Source organism: Devosia litorisediminis, assembly GCF_018334155.1.
Taxonomy (GTDB): Bacteria; Pseudomonadota; Alphaproteobacteria; order Rhizobiales; family Devosiaceae; genus Devosia; species Devosia litorisediminis.
In genome coordinates, this window is sequence record NZ_JAGXTP010000001.1 from 1,790,403 (window position 1) to 1,807,573 (window position 17,171).

Annotated in this window: 17 protein-coding genes and 2 tRNA genes; 8 read left to right on the top strand and 11 right to left on the bottom strand. The window is 59.8% G+C overall.

The genetic code is table 11. From position 1 onward, the window contains the following. The first annotated feature begins 73 nt into the window (after nt 1–73). Nucleotides 74–1,261 (top strand): cystathionine beta-lyase, encoded by a 1,188-nt coding sequence (gene metC, locus KD146_RS08535; RefSeq protein ID WP_212658261.1) that lies wholly within the window; start codon nt 74–76, stop codon nt 1,259–1,261. Here metC and KD146_RS08540 read toward each other — a convergent pair. After that, nucleotides 1,243–1,929 (bottom strand): phosphatase PAP2 family protein, encoded by a 687-nt coding sequence (locus KD146_RS08540; RefSeq protein ID WP_212658263.1) that lies wholly within the window; start codon nt 1,927–1,929, stop codon nt 1,243–1,245. The genes metC and KD146_RS08540 overlap by 19 nt on opposite strands. A 165-nt stretch (nt 1,930–2,094) precedes the next feature. On the opposite strand from KD146_RS08540, the gene KD146_RS08545 reads away from it, so the two are divergent. The 3 genes from KD146_RS08545 to KD146_RS08555 all read left to right on the top strand — a co-directional run bounded on the left by KD146_RS08545 (nt 2,095) and on the right by KD146_RS08555 (nt 3,528). Next, a tRNA-Pro gene (locus tag KD146_RS08545) sits at nt 2,095–2,171 on the top strand. 43 nt (nt 2,172–2,214) lie between these two features. After that, nucleotides 2,215–2,520, top strand: a complete 306-nt coding sequence (locus KD146_RS08550; protein ID WP_212658264.1) for an ETC complex I subunit — start codon at nt 2,215–2,217, stop codon at nt 2,518–2,520. A gap of 144 nt (nt 2,521–2,664) precedes the next feature. After that, nucleotides 2,665–3,528 carry a TraB/GumN family protein gene (locus KD146_RS08555; RefSeq protein WP_212658265.1) on the top strand — a complete coding sequence of 288 codons (864 nt, stop codon included), beginning with the start codon at nt 2,665–2,667 and terminating at the stop codon, nt 3,526–3,528. Nucleotides 3,529–3,591: 63 nt separating this feature from the next. Here KD146_RS08555 and KD146_RS08560 read toward each other — a convergent pair whose 3' ends face one another. The 8 genes from KD146_RS08560 to KD146_RS08595 all read right to left on the bottom strand — a co-directional run bounded on the left by KD146_RS08560 (nt 3,592) and on the right by KD146_RS08595 (nt 12,309). Next, the gene (locus KD146_RS08560) at nt 3,592–4,743 is read right to left on the bottom strand and encodes a Gfo/Idh/MocA family protein (protein ID WP_212658266.1); all 1,152 of its coding nucleotides are present in this window, start codon (nt 4,741–4,743) and stop codon (nt 3,592–3,594) included. Nucleotides 4,744–4,755: 12 nt separating this feature from the next. Then, nucleotides 4,756–5,811: a sugar phosphate isomerase/epimerase family protein gene (locus tag KD146_RS08565; RefSeq protein WP_212658267.1), complete on the bottom strand. Its 1,056-nt coding sequence runs from the start codon at nt 5,809–5,811 to the stop codon at nt 4,756–4,758. Nucleotides 5,812–5,952: 141 nt separating this feature from the next. After that, the gene (locus KD146_RS08570) at nt 5,953–7,092 is read right to left on the bottom strand and encodes a Gfo/Idh/MocA family protein (protein ID WP_212658268.1); all 1,140 of its coding nucleotides are present in this window, start codon (nt 7,090–7,092) and stop codon (nt 5,953–5,955) included. Nucleotides 7,093–7,098: 6 nt separating this feature from the next. After that, nucleotides 7,099–7,848, bottom strand: a complete 750-nt coding sequence (locus KD146_RS08575) for a sugar phosphate isomerase/epimerase family protein (protein ID WP_212658269.1) — start codon at nt 7,846–7,848, stop codon at nt 7,099–7,101. A 190-nt stretch (nt 7,849–8,038) separates the two neighbouring features. After that, nucleotides 8,039–9,124, bottom strand: coding sequence for an ABC transporter ATP-binding protein (locus KD146_RS08580; RefSeq protein ID WP_212658270.1), 1,086 nt, complete (start codon nt 9,122–9,124; stop codon nt 8,039–8,041). Between the two features lie 4 nt (nt 9,125–9,128). Further along, nucleotides 9,129–10,049, bottom strand: a complete 921-nt coding sequence (locus KD146_RS08585; RefSeq protein WP_212658271.1) for a carbohydrate ABC transporter permease — start codon at nt 10,047–10,049, stop codon at nt 9,129–9,131. Continuing rightward, nucleotides 10,046–10,906, bottom strand: a complete 861-nt coding sequence (locus tag KD146_RS08590) for a carbohydrate ABC transporter permease (protein WP_249327619.1) — start codon at nt 10,904–10,906, stop codon at nt 10,046–10,048. Before KD146_RS08590 ends, KD146_RS08585 begins: the two co-directional genes overlap by 4 nt. A gap of 167 nt (nt 10,907–11,073) precedes the next feature. Beyond that, nucleotides 11,074–12,309, bottom strand: a complete 1,236-nt coding sequence (locus KD146_RS08595; protein WP_212658273.1) for an ABC transporter substrate-binding protein — start codon at nt 12,307–12,309, stop codon at nt 11,074–11,076. Between the two features lie 228 nt (nt 12,310–12,537). Between KD146_RS08595 and KD146_RS08600 the strand changes: the two genes are divergently transcribed. From KD146_RS08600 to KD146_RS08610, 3 genes are all read left to right on the top strand, one after another. Continuing rightward, nucleotides 12,538–13,602 carry a LacI family DNA-binding transcriptional regulator gene (locus KD146_RS08600; RefSeq protein ID WP_249327620.1) on the top strand — a complete coding sequence of 355 codons (1,065 nt, stop codon included), beginning with the start codon at nt 12,538–12,540 and terminating at the stop codon, nt 13,600–13,602. Between the two features lie 59 nt (nt 13,603–13,661). Further along, nucleotides 13,662–13,738, top strand: a tRNA-Arg gene (locus tag KD146_RS08605). Nucleotides 13,739–13,869: 131 nt separating this feature from the next. Next, nucleotides 13,870–14,235 carry a DUF1622 domain-containing protein gene (locus KD146_RS08610; protein WP_212658274.1) on the top strand — a complete coding sequence of 122 codons (366 nt, stop codon included), beginning with the start codon at nt 13,870–13,872 and terminating at the stop codon, nt 14,233–14,235. Nucleotides 14,236–14,247: 12 nt separating this feature from the next. On the opposite strand, the gene KD146_RS08615 is transcribed toward KD146_RS08610, so the two are convergent. Next, complete coding sequence (locus KD146_RS08615) at nt 14,248–15,129, bottom strand: helix-turn-helix domain-containing protein (protein ID WP_212658275.1); 882 nt, start codon at nt 15,127–15,129, stop codon at nt 14,248–14,250. Between the two features lie 90 nt (nt 15,130–15,219). On the opposite strand from KD146_RS08615, the gene pobA reads away from it, so the two are divergent. Next, nucleotides 15,220–16,386, top strand: coding sequence for a 4-hydroxybenzoate 3-monooxygenase (gene pobA / locus KD146_RS08620; protein ID WP_212658276.1), 1,167 nt, complete (start codon nt 15,220–15,222; stop codon nt 16,384–16,386). On the opposite strand, the gene KD146_RS18475 is transcribed toward pobA, so the two are convergent. Continuing rightward, on the bottom strand, nt 16,368–17,132 hold the full coding sequence (locus KD146_RS18475; protein ID WP_212658277.1) for an IclR family transcriptional regulator: 765 nt from the start codon (nt 17,130–17,132) through the stop codon (nt 16,368–16,370). The two genes, pobA and KD146_RS18475, sit on opposite strands and share 19 nt — an antisense overlap. Nucleotides 17,133–17,171: the final 39 nt, after the last annotated feature.

The window sequence follows — 17,171 nt, forward strand, 5'->3', positions numbered from 1 at the left end:
CTTTGGACAGCATGCCTGTCACTTATTTGGACACCTTTTTTCAGTTGACTGTATATTGAGCATCGAGCCCAGCATGAGTGAGAAGAAAAGCGGCAATTCCGAGCGTCGTTCTGTTGAAACCATCCTGACCCATCACGGTCGGGAACCTGACGATCAGTTCGGTTTTGTGAATACCCCGGTGTATCGCGGCTCGACCGTGCTGTTCAAAACGCTGGACGACATGGTGGGGCAGAAACAGCGCTTTCTGTATGGCCGCGCCGGCAATCCAACTACCCAGAGCGTGGAAGCCGTCATTACCGAGCTTGAGGGGGCCTATCGCACGCGTCTGGTCCCGTCGGGCCTGGCAGCCATCACCATAGCGGTGCTCAGCTGCGTCAAGGCAGGCGACGATGTGCTGATCTCCGACAGCGCCTATGAGCCCGGCCGCAGCTTTGCCGACGGCTTTCTGAAGCGCATGGGCGTGACGGCACGCTATTACGATCCGCGCATAGGCGCGGGAATCAGCGCGCTGATGCAGCCCAACACCACGGCCATTCTGGCAGAAAGCCCCGGCTCGCTGACGTTTGAAGTGCAGGACATTCCCGCCATTGCCGCAGCCGCTCATGCCAATGGCGCGCGACTGATCGTGGATAACAGCTGGGCCAGCCCGCTCTATCACCAACCGCTGGCACTGGGGGCGGATCTGGTGGTGCATGCCGGCACCAAAATGTTCGTGGGACATTCGGATGCCTTTGCTGGCACCATTTCAACGACCGAGGCGGCCTGGGCCGAGGTCGAATCAACGCGCGCCCTACTGGGGTTCTTCACGTCGGGCGACGATGCCTATCTGGTGGCGCGCGGTCTGCGCACCCTGGCGATCCGCATGAAGGAGCATCACAGCCGGGCTCTGGAGATCGCCAGCTGGCTGGAAGCACAGCCCGAAGTCGTACAGGTGCTGCACCCCGGTTTGTCCAGCCACCCTGATCACGCCCTGTTCAAACGTGATTTCACCGGCTCGGGCAGCCTGTTCAGCGTGTTGCTGGCCCCTGCCCCGCGTGCATCGGTCGCAGCGTTCGTGGACAAGCTCGAGATTTTCACGATGGGCTTTTCGTGGGGCGGTTATGAGAGCCTGTGCCTGCCGGTGCGCCTGGGCGCCAATCGTACCGCCAAGCCGTGGACGGCCGAGGGCAATCTGTTCCGGCTGCATATCGGGCTTGAAGGCATCGACGATCTCAAGGCCGACCTGGCCGATGCGATCGCTCGCTATTCAGCGGCACGCTGAAGCCGTCCGCGAAACAGGCGGCGCAGATTGGGCACCCCGCGGAACCGTACCGAGCCGTCGCTGCGGGCGTTGAACAACCAGCGGCGCCTGGCAAAACCATTACGCACGGCGTACGCGCCGAGCGTACCCACGACAAAGCCGCCGACCACATCGGTGGGGTAGTGCATGCCAATGACCACGCGCGAGAGCCCGGTCATCAGCGCGATGAACAGAATCACGCGGAACAGGCGCGGCATCATGAAGCCGACAACCAGCGCCGTGCCGATGGCAGTGGTGGTATGACCCGAGGGGAAGCTCTGAAAGCTCCAGTCATTAAAGATGGGCTGGAAGTGAAACGCCCCCAGATCCAGAAAGTGATCCGGGCGGGCGCGACCGATCAGCCGCTTGAGCAGATTGACGAAGAGCCCGGGCAGCCCAACACCGACAAAAACGAATCCCGAAAGCAGGCTGAGTTCGTGAATCGCGGCGCGATACCGCCCCAGCGGCAGCCGCAGGGCGATAAAAGTGACAACAAAAATCAGCAGCGAGGGGATAAGGACCCAATCGGAGAGACCAAAATCTGTGACAAAGGCAAATGGTGCGCGCCACACGTCGGGCCAGGCCTGCGCGCTCTGCGACGCCCAAGCATCGACGAATACCAGCACAAAAAGCACCAGAATGACTGCCATTGCGCGATCTGGCCAGGTCCGGGACGAGAGGCCAAAAGGCCAGCGGCGGGTCAGTTTTGACATGCCAATCTATTGAACGTGTGGGAAGTTTCCGTCAATGCGAGAAAGTTGTTGCAGAGACGCTTGCTCTCCGCTGCGGAACAGGTTAGGTGACGGCGGTGATTTCGGAGTGTAGCTCAGCCTGGTAGAGCACTGGTTTTGGGAACCAGGGGTCCAAAGTTCGAATCTTTGTACTCCGACCATCACATTTCGCCTTTTGGCGCCGCATCGTGTTGAGGACTTTGCATGACCGCCCGTATCTACCGCCCGGCCCCCAACGCCATGCAATCGGGCAGAGGCAAATCCAAGCAGTGGGTTCTGGTTCACGAATTGGCCGCGCAGCGGTCGATCGACCCACTGATGGGTTACACCACATCCACCGATACCAAGCAGCAGGTTCGCCTGACTTTCGAGACTCAGGAAGACGCTGAGGCTTATGCGCAGAAGAATGGCATCGCCTATTCGGTGCAGCCTGCGCATGACAGCACACCGAAGCGCTCCAGCTATCCCGACAATTTCCGCGCTGACCGCAAGACACCCTGGACACACTAAGTTCGACTTGAGAAATTAAGTTCAGCATGCGCCGCAAGTGATTGTGGCGCATTTTGTTTTCCTGTTTGCACACGATGAGACCTATTGGGCTTTGGTGCGCACGGGCTGATCTGGCAGACTAGTGATCTCAAGGAGATTGCCACCATGTTCAGATGCACCTGCCTGCTCCCCGCCCTGTTGATCATGGGTCTGGCTGCGCCCGCGCAGGCCAGTCCGGCGCTGTGGGAAGTGCGCGATGGGGACAGTGCCCTGTGGTTCTTTGGCTCCTTCCACATCCTGCCCGAAGGTACTGCATGGCGGACGCCATTGTTTGACGCGACATTCGCCGAAGCCGACAAGGTGGTGTTCGAGACCGACATTCGCCCCCAAGCCATTGCCGAGATGGGCGCCAAGGCCTTTGCCCAAGGCATCTATGTCGACGGCACCCTGCTGACCGACGTGATCGACGCAGCGCTCGAAGAACAGCTACGGGCACAGATGGCGCGTATGAACATGCCTGTGGGCACGGTTCTGGCAATGCGCCCCTGGATGGCCGCCAATACCATTTCTGTCGGCGCGTTGACGGCAAATGGCTTTGGCGCGCAGGGGGTGGAGTTTGTACTGGAGCCCGAACTGGCCGCCGAGCGCATGGTGTTTCTCGAAACCGGGGATCAACAGCTCGACGTGTTCGCCCGCGCACCTGAGGATGAGCAGATCGCCATGCTGGCAGCCACGCTCGAGCAAATGGACGACATGTCCAAAGTCATGAACAAGATGGTGGGCTATTGGGTATCAGGCACGCCTGAAGGCCTGCTCAAGCTGGTTGAGGTCGAAATGGACGGGTTTGAAGACGCGTTTGTCGAACGACTGCTCTATGAGCGCAACCGCAACTGGATGACGCCGCTCGAGCGCATGCTCGCCAATGATGAGCAGAATCTGGTGGTCGTGGGCGCGGGCCACCTGGTTGGCGACGGTAATGTGCTCGACCTGCTCAGCGCGGCCGGCTATTCGGTAGAGCGCATTCAATAGGCGCAAGATACAATCACCCCGACCGAAGCCGGGGTGACAGATTGATCAACAGCTACGTGCGGCTCAGACGTCGCTGAGCCTGGTCCACTTGCCGTCGTTCTTGCTCGACTGAACCGAGGCTGTGATGAACTGCATGCCTTCAACGCCATCGGCCAGCGTTGGCAGTAGTCCTTCAAAAGCGTCGCCTTCGCCACGAATGACCGCTGCGAACTGGCTGTAGAGCGTGGCGAAGGCTTCGAGATAGCCTTCGGGATGGCCCGAGGGGATGCGCACATTCATGGTGGAAGCCGCATTGCCAGAGATGGCGCCGCCGCGGGTCAGCAATTGCTTGGGTTTGCCGAATTCGGTGAACCACATGTAATTGGGATTGTCCTGACGCCACTCAATGCCGCCCTTGTCGCCATAGACGCGCAATTGCAGGCCATTCTCGCAGCCCACAGCCACCTGACTGGCCCACAGCATGCCCTTCGCACCGCCCTCAAAGCGCAGCATGATGTGGACATTGTCGTCGAGCTGACGGCCTTCTACGAAGCTGGTGAGATCGGCCGAGACCGAATCTGTCTTCAGGCCCGTGACAAAGCGCGCGAGATTGTAGGCATGGGTGCCAATGTCACCAATGGCCCCGCCAGCGCCGGAGCGGGCAGGATCGGTGCGCCATGAGGCCTGTTTGTTATCGTCGGTGGTGGCTTCGGTCAGCCAGTCCTGGGGATATTCGACCTGAATGACCCTGATCGTGCCCAGCGCGCCGGATTCGACCAGCTCGCGCGCCTGCCGCATGAGCGGGTAACCCGTGTAATTATGGGTCAGCAGGAAGCGGGCACCGTTCTTGGGCTGAATTTCGGCCAGCTTGCGCGCGTCATCAATGGTGGAGGTAATCGGCTTGTCGCAAATCACGTGAATGCCGGCCTCAAGGAAAGCCTTGGCCGGGCCAAAATGCATGTGGTTGGGCGTGACGATCGAGACAGCCTCAATGCCGTCTGGCCGCGCGGCCTCGGCCTTGGCCATTTCCTCGTAGGAGGTGTAGATGCGATCTTCGGCCAGGCCGAGATTGCGCCCGGATTCCAAGGCAGTTTCGGGGCGCGACGACAGAGCGCCGGCCACCAGTTCGTAATCGCCATCAATGCGGGCAGCCACGCGGTGCACGTAGCCAATAAAGGCTCCCGTACCGCCGCCGACCATGCCCAGGCGAATGCGCTTTGCGCCGTTTTCAGCCATTTGTCGTACTCCCTAGCTCAGACCGAGGATTTTGCGGTTGGCCGCCAGATCGGTACCGGCCGAGGCAAAATCGTCGAACGCGTGTTCGGTGACGTGGATGATGTGGTTCTTGATGAACTCGGCACCCTCGCGCGCGCCGTCTTCTGGGTGTTTGATGGCGCATTCCCATTCCAGAACCGCCCAACCTGCGAAATCATATTGCGCCATCTTGGAGAAGATGGCGGCAAAATCGACCTGACCGTCGCCCAGCGAGCGGAAGCGCCCTGCCCGGTCGATCCAGCTCTGATAGCCGCCATAGACCCCCTGACGCCCGGTCGGATTGAACTCGGCATCCTTGACGTGGAACATCTTGATGCGCTCGTGATAGATGTCGATGTAGTCGAGATAATCGAGCTGCTGCAGCACGAAATGGCTCGGATCATAGAGCAGATTGGCGCGCGGGTGATTGTTCACGCGCTCGAGGAACATCTCGTAGCTGACGCCGTCATGCAGATCTTCGCCAGGGTGAATTTCGTAGCAGAGATCGACGCCGTTCTCATCAAAGGCGTTGAGGATCGGGGTCCAGCGGCGAGCCAGTTCATCAAAGGCTTCTTCGATCAGGCCGGCCGGGCGCTGCGGGAATGGATAGAGGAACGGCCAGGCCAGTGCGCCCGAGAAGGTCGCATGCTCGGTGAGGCCGAGATTTTGCGAAGCCTTGGCGGCCCAATGCAGCTGCTGGACGGCCCATTCCTGGCGGGCCTTGGGATTGCCGTGCAGCGCCGGCGGGGCAAAGCCATCAAGCATGGTGTCATAGACCGGGTGCGCGGCGACCAGCTGACCCTGCAGATGGGTGGATAGTTCGGTGATCTCGATGCCGTGCCTGGCAGCGGTGCCCTTGAGCTCATCACAATAGGTCTTGGACGTGGCGGCCTTTTCCAGATCGATCAGGCTGCCGACCCAGGTCGGGATCTGCACGCCCTTATAGCCATGCCCGGCGGCCCAGCCGCAAATGGCGTCGAAGGAATTGAACGGAGCAGCGTCGCCGGCGAACTGCGCCAGAAAGATTGCGGGACCCTTGATGGTGCGCATGATTTTCTCCTCTGATGACGCTTTCGCGTCTTGGTCTTGAGCCGCTTTGTGCGAACAGGCGGCGGGGTGCCGCCGCCTGCTCAAAATGACTGGGGTAGTGTCGACGGGACCAGATGTCCTGTCAATGAGGTACGCACCTCATTACTTCAGTAGGGCCTGGGCATCCTCTGGCGTGAGGGCCATTGGGCGCTCGCAAGTGGTGCTCAGGGTCAGAACCTGACCGCTTTCGCCGGCCTTGAGCAGGCTGGTCATCACGTCCACTGCATGCAGGGCGACATCAAGACCGCACCGGGCGGTGTAGCCACCATCGATCGAGGCCATCATGTCGGCCAGACCTGCGGTGCGATAATTTGCCCGTGGCGTTGGCTTGTCGAGATCCTGATTGTTGACGCCGAAGGGGTGATCCCAGGGTGTCTCAGTGGTGCGGGTGCCGGCGACATCGGTGGTCACCAGATCGCCACCGAAGAAGTTCGGATCGGGCACGAAGATCGACCCATCGGTGCCATAGAGCTCGATATTGTGGTGACCATGCGCTGCCACGTCCCAGCTTGCGCCGATGGTGATGATGGCGCCGGAAACGAATTCGAGCACACCGTGGATGGTGGTTGGCGTGCCGACCTTGACGAAGGTGCCCTTTTGCGGGCCCTCGGCGGTCACTTCGCGCTCCGTGCGGGCCATGTTGGTGAAGGCCGAGAGGCGCTTGACCGGGCCGAGCAGATGAATCAGCTCGGTCACGTAGTAAGGACCGATATCGAGGATGGGACCAGCACCGACCTGGAAGAAGAAATCGGGGTTGGGATGCCAATGCTCCATACCACGGCTCATCACGTGGGTGGTGCCGCTCATGATCTTGCCGAGCTGACCGGAATCGATGATTTGACGCGCCTGCTGATGGGCGCCACCCAGGAAGGTGTCGGGCGCACTGCCCACCTTGAGATTGCGCTCGGCAGCCGCCTTTTTCAGCGCAGTGCCTTCTTCGAGTGTCAGCACAAAAGGCTTTTCGGAATAGGCATGCTTGCCGGCCGAGATGATGTCGGTCGACACCGAATAGTGGGTCGCCGGAATCGTCAGATTGACGATGACGTCGAGCTCACTGTTCTTGAGCAGTTCGTCTGGGGTCTGGGCAGCGACACCGAATTCCTCGGCACGCTTCTGCGCGGCTTCGGGAATGATATCGGCCACGGCGCGCACTTCGAGCCCCTTGAACAGGGGTGCAAGGCGCAGATAGGCGGCGGAGATATTGCCGGCACCCATAATGCCGACGCCAAAGGTCTTAGCCATTTTGCGTTACTTCCACTTCTTGGCGGTCTCGATCGACCGTGTCGCAAAGCGCACGGGATCGGACGGCTTGTCATGTTCGGCGACAAAGTATTTTGCCTTGGTCTTGCTGGTCACCTTGGTTATCAGATCGTCCCAGTTCATCACGCCGTGGCCAACATCGGCCCAGCCGTCCTCGTCCAGGCATTCGCCCGCAGGCGCGATGTCCTTGACGTGAACCGCGGTGATGCGGTCGCCATACTTGTCGAACCAGTCGACGGGATTGGCCTTGCCACGGGCGATCCAGGCGACGTCAGCTTCCCATTCGATCTTGGACGCGGTCTCAAGGATGATATCCATCGGCAGACGGCCCGATGCAGTCGCGTTGAATTCGAAGTCGTGGTTGTGCCAGCCAAAGCCGTAACCGGCCTTGTTGAAGGTTTCGCCCAGACCGGCAAGGGTCTCGCCCAGAGCAACCCACTTGGCTTCGTCCTGGCTGCGCTCTTCCTGCGGAATGGCCGGACAGATCAGTGTCTTGATGCCCAGCGTCTCGGCAGTCTTGAGCGCGGTATCGGTGTCCTGCAGCTGACCCAGGCCAAAATGGCCGGTTGGCATGATCAGGCCATGCTTTTTCAGATTGGCAGCGAGGCCGGCGGCATCGCCATACAGACCACCAAAGCCCTCGACCTGCGTGTAGCCGAGCGCGGCGAGCTTGCCGAGGAATTCTTCAAGCGATGGGTAGTTGCGGGCACTATAGAGCTGGAATGACAATTCGGTCATTTTGGCCTCATTATAACGTTGGAATTGGGTGTGGCGAGTAGACTGGGTGTACCAGTAGCTAGCCATGTCGTGTGATCTTGTCGCCCGCGAAGGGCAGGTCAACTACCGCAAAAGTAACATTGACCAAATGGTTCGGCGTACCGAAAGCGGGGCGCCGGAGGGCGCCACCGCAGTTTGATATCAACCGGGCCTAGAGCCGGTTGGTCGTGTTGGTGTCGAAGATCGAGCCGCGGCCCGGATCGAAACCGATGGTGACTTTCTGACCGGTCTTGAGCACCACGTCGCTGTTGCAACGGAAGGTGACCTGATGACCGGCGATCTTGGTCCAGGCCAAGGTGTCGGACCCCATGGGCTCGACAATCTCGATCTCGATCTCAGTCGTGAACGGCATGCCCTTGGCTTCTTCGCCCAGCATGATGTGTTCCGGACGCACGCCCAGCACAGCCTTGGTCTTGCCGGTCACGGGCGTGGTGAACTCATAGGTCGACACCGGAATTTCAGTGCCGTCTTCGTTGACGACGAACTTGTTGCCGTCAAGCGAGCCCTGGAACATGTTCATCTGCGGCGAGCCGATGAACCCGGCCACGTATAGATTGACCGGCTTGTTGTAGATGGTGTGTGGGTCGCTGAGCTGCTGGATCACCCCATTTTTCATGACGGCGATACGGTCAGCCAGCGTCAAGGCCTCGATCTGATCGTGGGTCACGTAGATCATGGTGTTCTTGAGCCGCTGATGCAGCCGCTTGATCTCGACGCGCAGATCGGAGCGCAGCTTGGCGTCCAGGTTCGACAAGGGTTCGTCGAACAGGAACACATCCACATCACGCACCAGGGCACGGCCGATGGCCACGCGCTGACGCTGACCGCCGGACAGTTCGACCGGCTTGCGCTGCAGCAGCGGGCCAATCTGGAGAATTTCGGCGGCGCGGGCGACGCGCTGATCAATCTCTTCCTTCTTCATGCCCGCCACGCGCAGACCAAAGCTGAGATTTCGCTCAACGGTCATCTGCGGATAAAGCGCATAGGACTGGAACACCATGCCGATGCCGCGGTCCTTGGGCTCTTCCCAAGTGACGTTCTTGCCACCGATGAAGATCTGACCGTCGGAAACATCGAGCAGACCAGCTACGCAGTTGAGCAAGGTCGACTTGCCACAACCCGATGGGCCGAGCAGGACGATGAACTCGCCCTGAGCGATATCGAGATCGAGGTGCTCGAGCACCTTCACACTACCGAAATTGAGCGACAGATCCCGGATGGAAACACTGTGTTGCATCTGTTTAACCCTTCACCGCACCGGCGGCGATGCCGCGGACGAACCATTTACCCGAGATGAAATAGACAGTCAGTGGCACGGCAGCGGTCAGGATGGTCGCTGCCATGTTGACGTTGTATTCGCGAACACCGGTCGTAGTGGTGACGATGTTGTTGAGCTGAACTGTCATTGGCATGTTCTCTCGGCCGGCGAACACGGTACCGAAGAGGAAGTCGTTCCAAATGCCGGTGGTCTGCAAGATCACAGCCACGATGGCGATTGGCACCGACATTGGCAGCATGATCTGGAAGAAAATCTGCCAGAACCCTGCCCCGTCAACGCGTGCCGCCTTGAACAGCTCCGGGGGGAGCGATGCAAAGAAATTGCGGAACAACAGTGTCAGGATGGGCATGCCGAAGATGGTGTGCACGATCACGATGCCCGGCAGTGTACCGAACAGGCCGACTTCGCGCAGACCGATGATCAAAGGATAGATCACCACCTGATAGGGCACGAAGGCGCCGAAGATCAGGATGCCGAACAATAGCTCGGAGCCCTTGTACTTCCAGAAGCTGAGCGCATAGCCATTGAGCATGGCGACCACGATCGAAATCGGTACGGAGATCAGCGTGATCTTGAGCGAGTTGATGAAACCGGGCTTGAGACCATTACAGTCACGGCCCGTACAGGCGGTATCCCAGGCCTTGAGCCAAGGCTCGAAGGTGATTTCCTGCGGCAGGTTGAACAGCAGCCCCAGCCGGATTTCCGGCAGGCCCTTGAGCGAAGTCACGATCATCACATAGAGCGGCATCAGGAAGAAGAGTGCCGAGATGACGAGGAAAGCGTAGACGCCAATACGCGCGGCGGTGAGCTTTTTGGGCTTGGCGCCACGTGGCTCGATGGCGCCCTTCGTGCCGTTCGACACGGACATAGTTTCGGACGTCATGCCTTGTTCCTCTTGCGCTTGGCATTCCACTGCAATGCAAACTGCAGAGCAATCACGGCGATGACCGGCAGCAGCATCGTGCTGGCTGCAGCCATGCCCTGCCCCACATTGGCGCGGTCGGTAATGTGCTGAATAACGTAGATGGCCGGCATCTGGGTCGCGATACCCGGACCGCCCTGCGTCATGGCGATGACGATATCGTACACGCGCACCACACCGGTACACTGCAGGATGAAGGCCGTCAGAATGGCGCCACGCATCATCGGCAAGACGATGAACAGATAGGTGCGCCAGGCCGGAATGCCGTCAATCTTGGCAGCTTTCCAGATTTCGGCATCCACGCCGCGCAAACCGGCCAGCAGAATGGCCATGGTCACGCCGACGCCGTTCCAGATACCGCCCAGAACGACACCATAAATGGCAGTTGCCTGACTGGTGAGAGGCGCGAACTGAAAATCAGTCCAGCCCAGTTTCTGAACGGCCGACTGAATGCCCAGATTGGGGTCAAACATCCACTGCCAAACCAGACCGGTCACCACCAGCGACATGGCAAATGGGTACAGGAAGATCGAGCGGAACATGTCTTCCTGCTTGATCCGCTGGTCCATGAACACAGCCAGCAGATAGCCGAACACCATGTTACCGATGATCGAGAAGATGCCGAAGGTGAACAGATTGCCCACCGAGATGTTCCAGCGGTCGGAGCTCCACAGGCGGGTGTACTGGTCAAAGCCAACGAAGTTGAAGTTTGGAAACAGCTTCGAGTTGGTGAAGGACCAGATAAACGAGAAGATGATGCAGATCACAAAAACGCCGACTGCGGTCAGGATCATCGGGATGGTCCCAACAATCGACATCAGGTTGAATCTTCGGCGTGCTTTGCGTGGGTGGTGGCCGTTGCCAGGCACCGCAGTTTCGCTGCTTTGCGCGAACTGGGACATTCAGGGACTCCCCTTGCGTGGCTCAGGCCATGCAAAAATAAGAAAGGCCGGAGGGCATATGCCCTCCGGCCAACGCATCGTGACTATTCTGCTGTCTTGAGAATGTTCACATACGAGTCCACAGCGGATTCGACAGTCATGCTGTCATCAGCCCAGAACTGAGCGACAAGGTCGTTCATCTGACCGGTGGTGTCGTTGGACAACCAGCGACCGGCATCGGTTGCGATGTTGGCAGGATCCTTGATGATCTCAAGGCCACGCTGCATGCAATCGTCAGCCAGCGACATGTCGACGTCGTCACGGATTGGCATCGAGCCCTTGGCGTTGTTGAACAGCGCCTGAACCTGAGGATTGACCATCATGGAGGCCATCTTCAGCTGAGCAGCTTCAACGTCTGGATCATCCTGCTTGGGGAACAGGAAGATGTCGCCACCGGTCGAAACCGTTGGTGCGGCGATTGGCAGAGCCAGACAGGCGTAGTCGGTACCGGCAACTTCACCAGCAACAGCAAATTCACCACGAGCCCAGTCGCCCATGATCTGCATTGCGGCCTGGTCGGTCACGACGAGGTTGGTCGTGTCGTTCCAGTTGCGGTTGGCAGAACCTTCATCCGAGAATTCCTTGAATTCGCGGAACTTGGCGAAGACGTCTGGCATCACCGAAGCGGCCAGCTCAAGGTCCTTGCCTTCAAGGATCTTCTGACGGTCGTCGAGGCCCAGCATAGCAGTCTGGATCACGCCGAACGCGCCGTTGATCTGCCAGCTTTCGCCACCGATGGCGAATGGAATGACGCCGGATTCAGCAAGCTTTGGAGCCTTCTCAAGGAAGTCTTCAAAGCTGGTTGGCAGCTCAACACCAGCATTTTCAAATGCCGGGATGGAAGCCCAACCCCAGTTCCACGAGTGGATATTGACGGGAACGCACCACCAGTGACCATCAACCAGGCAAGCCTCGGCGATCGAGGCCGGACGGATGAAACCAGCCCAGTTTTCTTCTTCGGCCAGTGGGGTCAGATCCAGCAGCATGCCGCCGCTGATCAGTTCTTCATACTGACGACCTGGATTGAACTGAGCAGCACCGGGGGCGTCGCCACCCAGAATGCGCTGCAGGGTAGCGGAACGAGCGTTCTCACCACCGGCGATTGCGGTATCGATCCACTTGTCTTCGCCCAGAGCGTCAAACTCACGAGCAAAAACGGACACAGCAGCCTGTTCGCCGCCCGATGTCCACCAGTGAATCACTTCAACGTCAGCAGCATGTACAGCTGTGCTGCCGAGAAGCGCGGTTGCCATAGTGGCGACCACTGCAAATTTCTTCATAGATTGTCCTCCCAACGATCACTTGGAGCGAAGCGCTCCCGCGAAGCCGTCAGCCGCAAGGTTGTCTTCTTGTGAGACATCCCGAGCTGACTGCGTGTAATCGATTGCATTTTCGGTTGAACGAAATCTCTGCAATCGATTGCATGAGTTTCATACACGTCTTGCGGACCTGTCAAGATCGATTTAGACAGAATGCGTTACCGACAGCGATGGGGGGCGCTGCCAGGTATGCCAAATTCTCGAAAAACGCCTACAATTCAAGATGTTGCGCGTTTTGCCAAAGTGTCTACAGCAACTGTTAGTCGTGCCCTGTCGCAGCCCGCCAAGGTCAGCGAGGCAACACGCACGCGTGTTTCAGAGGCTGTCGAGGTCACCGGTTACACTTTGAACCAGGCGGCGCGCTCGCTGCGGCAAAGAACAGCCAGAACAATTCTGGTGGCGCTGCCTGACATCCGCAATACGTTCTTTTCAACCATACTGGACGCTATCGAACGCGAAGCCGCGACACGCGGTTACGGGGTACTGGTGGTGAACCGGTTCGCCGGGGCAGAATCAGGTCGCCGGCTGCACGAGTACTTCCTTTCCAACCGGGCTGATGGACTGCTGCTGCTCGACGGCACTGTCGATCTGGCGCAATTGCTGGTGTTGAGTGCCGAGCCCTCCAATGTGCCGCTGGTAATGGCTTGCGAGACCATTCCTGGTGCTCCATTCCACACGGTACGGACCGACAATGCCTATGCCGCGCGGGTGGCCACGCGCCACCTCATTGCCCAGGGCCACACGCGCATCGGTCATATTCTTGGACCCGCAGGCAATGTGCTGACAGCGGAGCGCGAAGCGGGTTTCCGCACCGCGTTGGCGGCGAGTGGCCTGGCGACAAGGCCCGACTGGGTTCTTACAGGTGGCTTTGAGATGGAACATGGGCTGGCCGCTGCCGAGAGGTTTCTGGCCCTGTCGGACCGGCCCAGCGCGGTATTTGCGGCCAATGATGAGTCAGCCATCGGTTTCCTGTCCGGCATTCGGCGGCTTGGCCTGGAATGCCCGCGCGATGTGTCTGTGGTGGGATTTGACGATGTGGCCGTCTCGGCCCATTTCTGGCCGCCGCTAACGACCATGCGGCAACCGCGCGAGGCGCTGGGGCGCCTGGCGGCCGAAGAACTCATCGATCTGATCGAGGGCAAACCGCCTCGCAGCGTGCCCCAGCATACCGTTCTGAGCTCCGAGCTGATCGTACGCGGCAGCACGCTGCCCGCCCCTATCGAGTCGGCCAGCACGTCGGTACAAAAACAATAGGATTGGGCTGCGGTCTTCCCTTTGCCTCAGAATCCGCTACATGAAACCGGTCTGGTCCAGGTCCCGTAGCTCAGCTGGATAGAGCAGCAGCCTTCTAAGCTGTTGGTCGCAGGTTCGAGTCCTGCCGGGATCGCCAGACCTTTTTCGAACATCACAGACATGCCCATGCATTTCAGCGGGCGGTTGCGCACGATTTGCGGGGCCCATACCGTTCGGGCGCAACCACGCACGGCGCGCCGGGTTGAACCTGGTTGAAGAGGATGAGGCATGCACGAGATTTTTTCGCAGCTACTGGGGGTGACCACGCTGACCATCGAAGCTGGCGGGGTGCTGGTCATCGTGATTGGCATCATTGTGGCAGCGATCAGCTTTTTGCGCGATCCACGCCGGCCAACCGCCTATCGGGAACTGCGAGCGACGCTGGGCCGCGCAATCCTGTTGGGTCTCGAGCTGCTGGTGGCGGCAGATATCATCAACACCGTGGCAATTGAGCCCAGCCTGCAAACCGTGGGTGTGCTGGCAGGCATTGTGTTGATCCGCACCTTCCTGAGCCTGTCACTGGAAGTCGAGATCGAGGGTAAATGGCCGTGGCAGAGTGGCAACACGAAACGCGCGAACGCCAGCCAGGGGTGAGTTGAGTGCGCGTTATCCGCCTGCAAGCGTGTTGGCGCTGCGGTACCGCTCTGGTGGCTGGCCCACTGACCGCCGGAACGCGCGACTGAAATAGGCCGGGTCGGCATATCCCAAGGCGTAGGCGATCTCTTTGACCGGCATGACCGTGAAGACCAGATAGTGGCGCGCCTCATGCATGATGCGGCGCTCGACAACTGCCATGGCAGATGCCCCCAGAACGGCATTGGCCGTGCGATTAAGATGACCAGGGGTAATGCCGAGCGCCTGGGCGTAAAACGCCAGCGAACGCTGGTTGCGGAACTCCTGTTCGACCAATTGCTGGAATGCCTGGGCGTGGCGTACCGCCGGCTGCGGCGTGGGCTGGCTGGTGGCCAGTGCCCGCCGACTGGCACGCACCAATTCGGCCAGCACCACGCCAACACGAGACGAGAGCGCCAGCCCGCGCGCCTGATCGGCATGACCCGCCTCTTGCTGTAACGCCTCCAACGCCCGGGCAATGGCAGGATCGGCATCGCTGATAATGGCGGGGGTGGCCAAGGCACCAGCGGTTTCCGGGTGGCTGTCGAGCATGGCGCGCACATCGGTCTGGAACAGGGTGAGCACGGTACCGCCAACGTCACGCTCAAACCGATAGGCGTGCACGCTGAGGGCTGGCACGATCACCACGCAAGGCGGCGCAATGGCGCTCACCACGTTTTCAAGGGTAACCTCTGCGCTACCATTGGTCAGCTGCAGAACCTGAAACAGCTGCTCGTGCCTGTGGGGGCTAATGCGAAAATCGTGCAAGCTCGAACGGGCAGCAAGCGTTTCCCAATGCAGACGATCGGCGAATGGAAGCGCCGATCTTTCGCCGTACAGGGCATAAACGGGGACAGGTGAAGCGCTTTCTGACATGTTCAGATTATCCAAGTCTTTGCCGGTCCTGTCCATTGGTCAAAACAACCCTGCCCCGCATTGTTGCCCGCAAAGATGGCGGAGGACGGCATGCGGACACAGGTTGCAATCATTGGCGGCGGGCCCTCGGGGCTGATGCTGGGTCGTCTGCTGGAGCAGGCAGGCGTTGACGCGGTGATCATTGAGCGCAAAAGCCCCGACTATGTGCTGGGGCGTATCCGGGCGGGTGTGCTCGAACAGGGCACGATAGATCTGCTCGATGCGGCAGGCGTCGGCGCCCGCATGCATGAGGAGGGCCTGATCCACACCGGCGTTGATCTGGCCTTTGATGGCGAGATGCTGAACATCAATTTCGACAAGCTGATCGGCAAGCACGTCATGGTCTATGGCCAGACCGAGGTGACGCGCGACTTGATGGCGGCACGCCAGAGAACCGGCTCCAAGACCATTTATGAAGCAGACGATGTCGCCATTCATGACTTTGACGGCGCCAAGCCTCGGGTAACCTTCACCAAGGACGGTGTCAGCCACACGCTGGAATGCGATGTCATTGCCGGCTGCGACGGTTATCACGGCGTGTGTCGTGCTAGCGTGCCAGAAAACGCGGTGACCACGTTTGAACGGGTCTATCCCTTTGGCTGGCTGGGCGTGCTGGTAGAGCAACCACCAGTCGCTGAGGAATTGATCTACGCCCACCACGCGCGCGGCTTTGCGTTGTGCTCGATGCGCTCAAACACCCGCAGCCGCTACTATGTGCAGGTGCCCGGCGACGAGGATGTCAAAAACTGGAGCGACGAGCGGTTCTGGGATGAACTGCGCGCCCGGATTAACCCGGCCACTGCAGAGGCCCTCAAGACCGGTCCATCGATCGAGAAATCGGTGGCGCCGTTGCGCAGTTTTGTTGCCGAGCCCCTGCGGTTTGGCAGCCTGTTTCTGGCAGGTGACGCGGCCCACATCGTGCCGCCGACTGGCGCCAAGGGGCTCAATCTGGCGATGAGCGACGTCAAGGCGCTGGCCGAGGCATTGATCGAGCGGTTCATCGAGGGCTCCGCGGCGGGCGTGGATAGCTATTCGGCCACCGTCCTACAGCGGATCTGGAAGGCCGAGCGGTTCAGCTGGTGGATGACGTCGCTGCTGCACACCTTCCCCGAGACGGGCAATTTTGGCCGCCGCATTCAGCGCGCCGAGTTCGACTATCTCGGCGGCTCAGTTGCGGCCCAGCAAAGCCTGGCCGAGAATTATGTCGGCCTGCCGTAGAGGCGTTCACTCACCTCCAGCGCTGCGCGCTGCAAAGTCGCCAAACTCTGGTTCAGTACGGCATCGCTGAGGCGCGAGGTCGGGCCGAAACTTGAGAGGGCGGTGACCATCTGGCCGTCGCGACCCAGAACCGGCACGGCAATGGCGCTAATGCCATCCTCGCGCTCACCGCGATTAATGGCATAGCCTTGTGCCGCGATAGCCTTGAGTTCGCGCAACAGTTCATCGCGTTTGGTAAGGGTTGCGCCAGTTTTGGCCAGGCGTTCGACACTATCGAGATAGCGGCTGCGCTCGCTGGGCGTCATATGGGCCAGCCAGAGTTTGCCATGTGCGGTGCAATAGGCTTCCAGCCGGCTACCGACGCGGATATCGACCGAAAGGCTGCGCTGGGCCAGACCACGCGCGATGCACACCACCATGCCTGCCTGATAGAGCGTGGCCATGCTGGCTTCCTGCGTGTCCGCCGAAAGCCCGTCGAGCACGGGTTGCAGGAGCGGGCCCAGATCATCCTCACGCTCGGCGCGCCGCCCCAGATCAACCAGCATATAGCCCAGCCGATAGCGGCCCTTGCTGGCCGCCACCAGCGCCCCCTCGCCTTCCAGGGTTTTGAGAAAACGATGGGCAGTAATGGCGTTGAGATCGAGCTCACGCACCAGATCGGCCGCCGCGATGGTGCGTCGGGTCTCAGAAAAGAGTTTGAGAATGGCGAATGCCCGCGCCACTGAGTTGTTGAGTTGAATAGCCACTTTGCCCCTTTGGGTGCCCGACGCCTGCGCCGGACACCT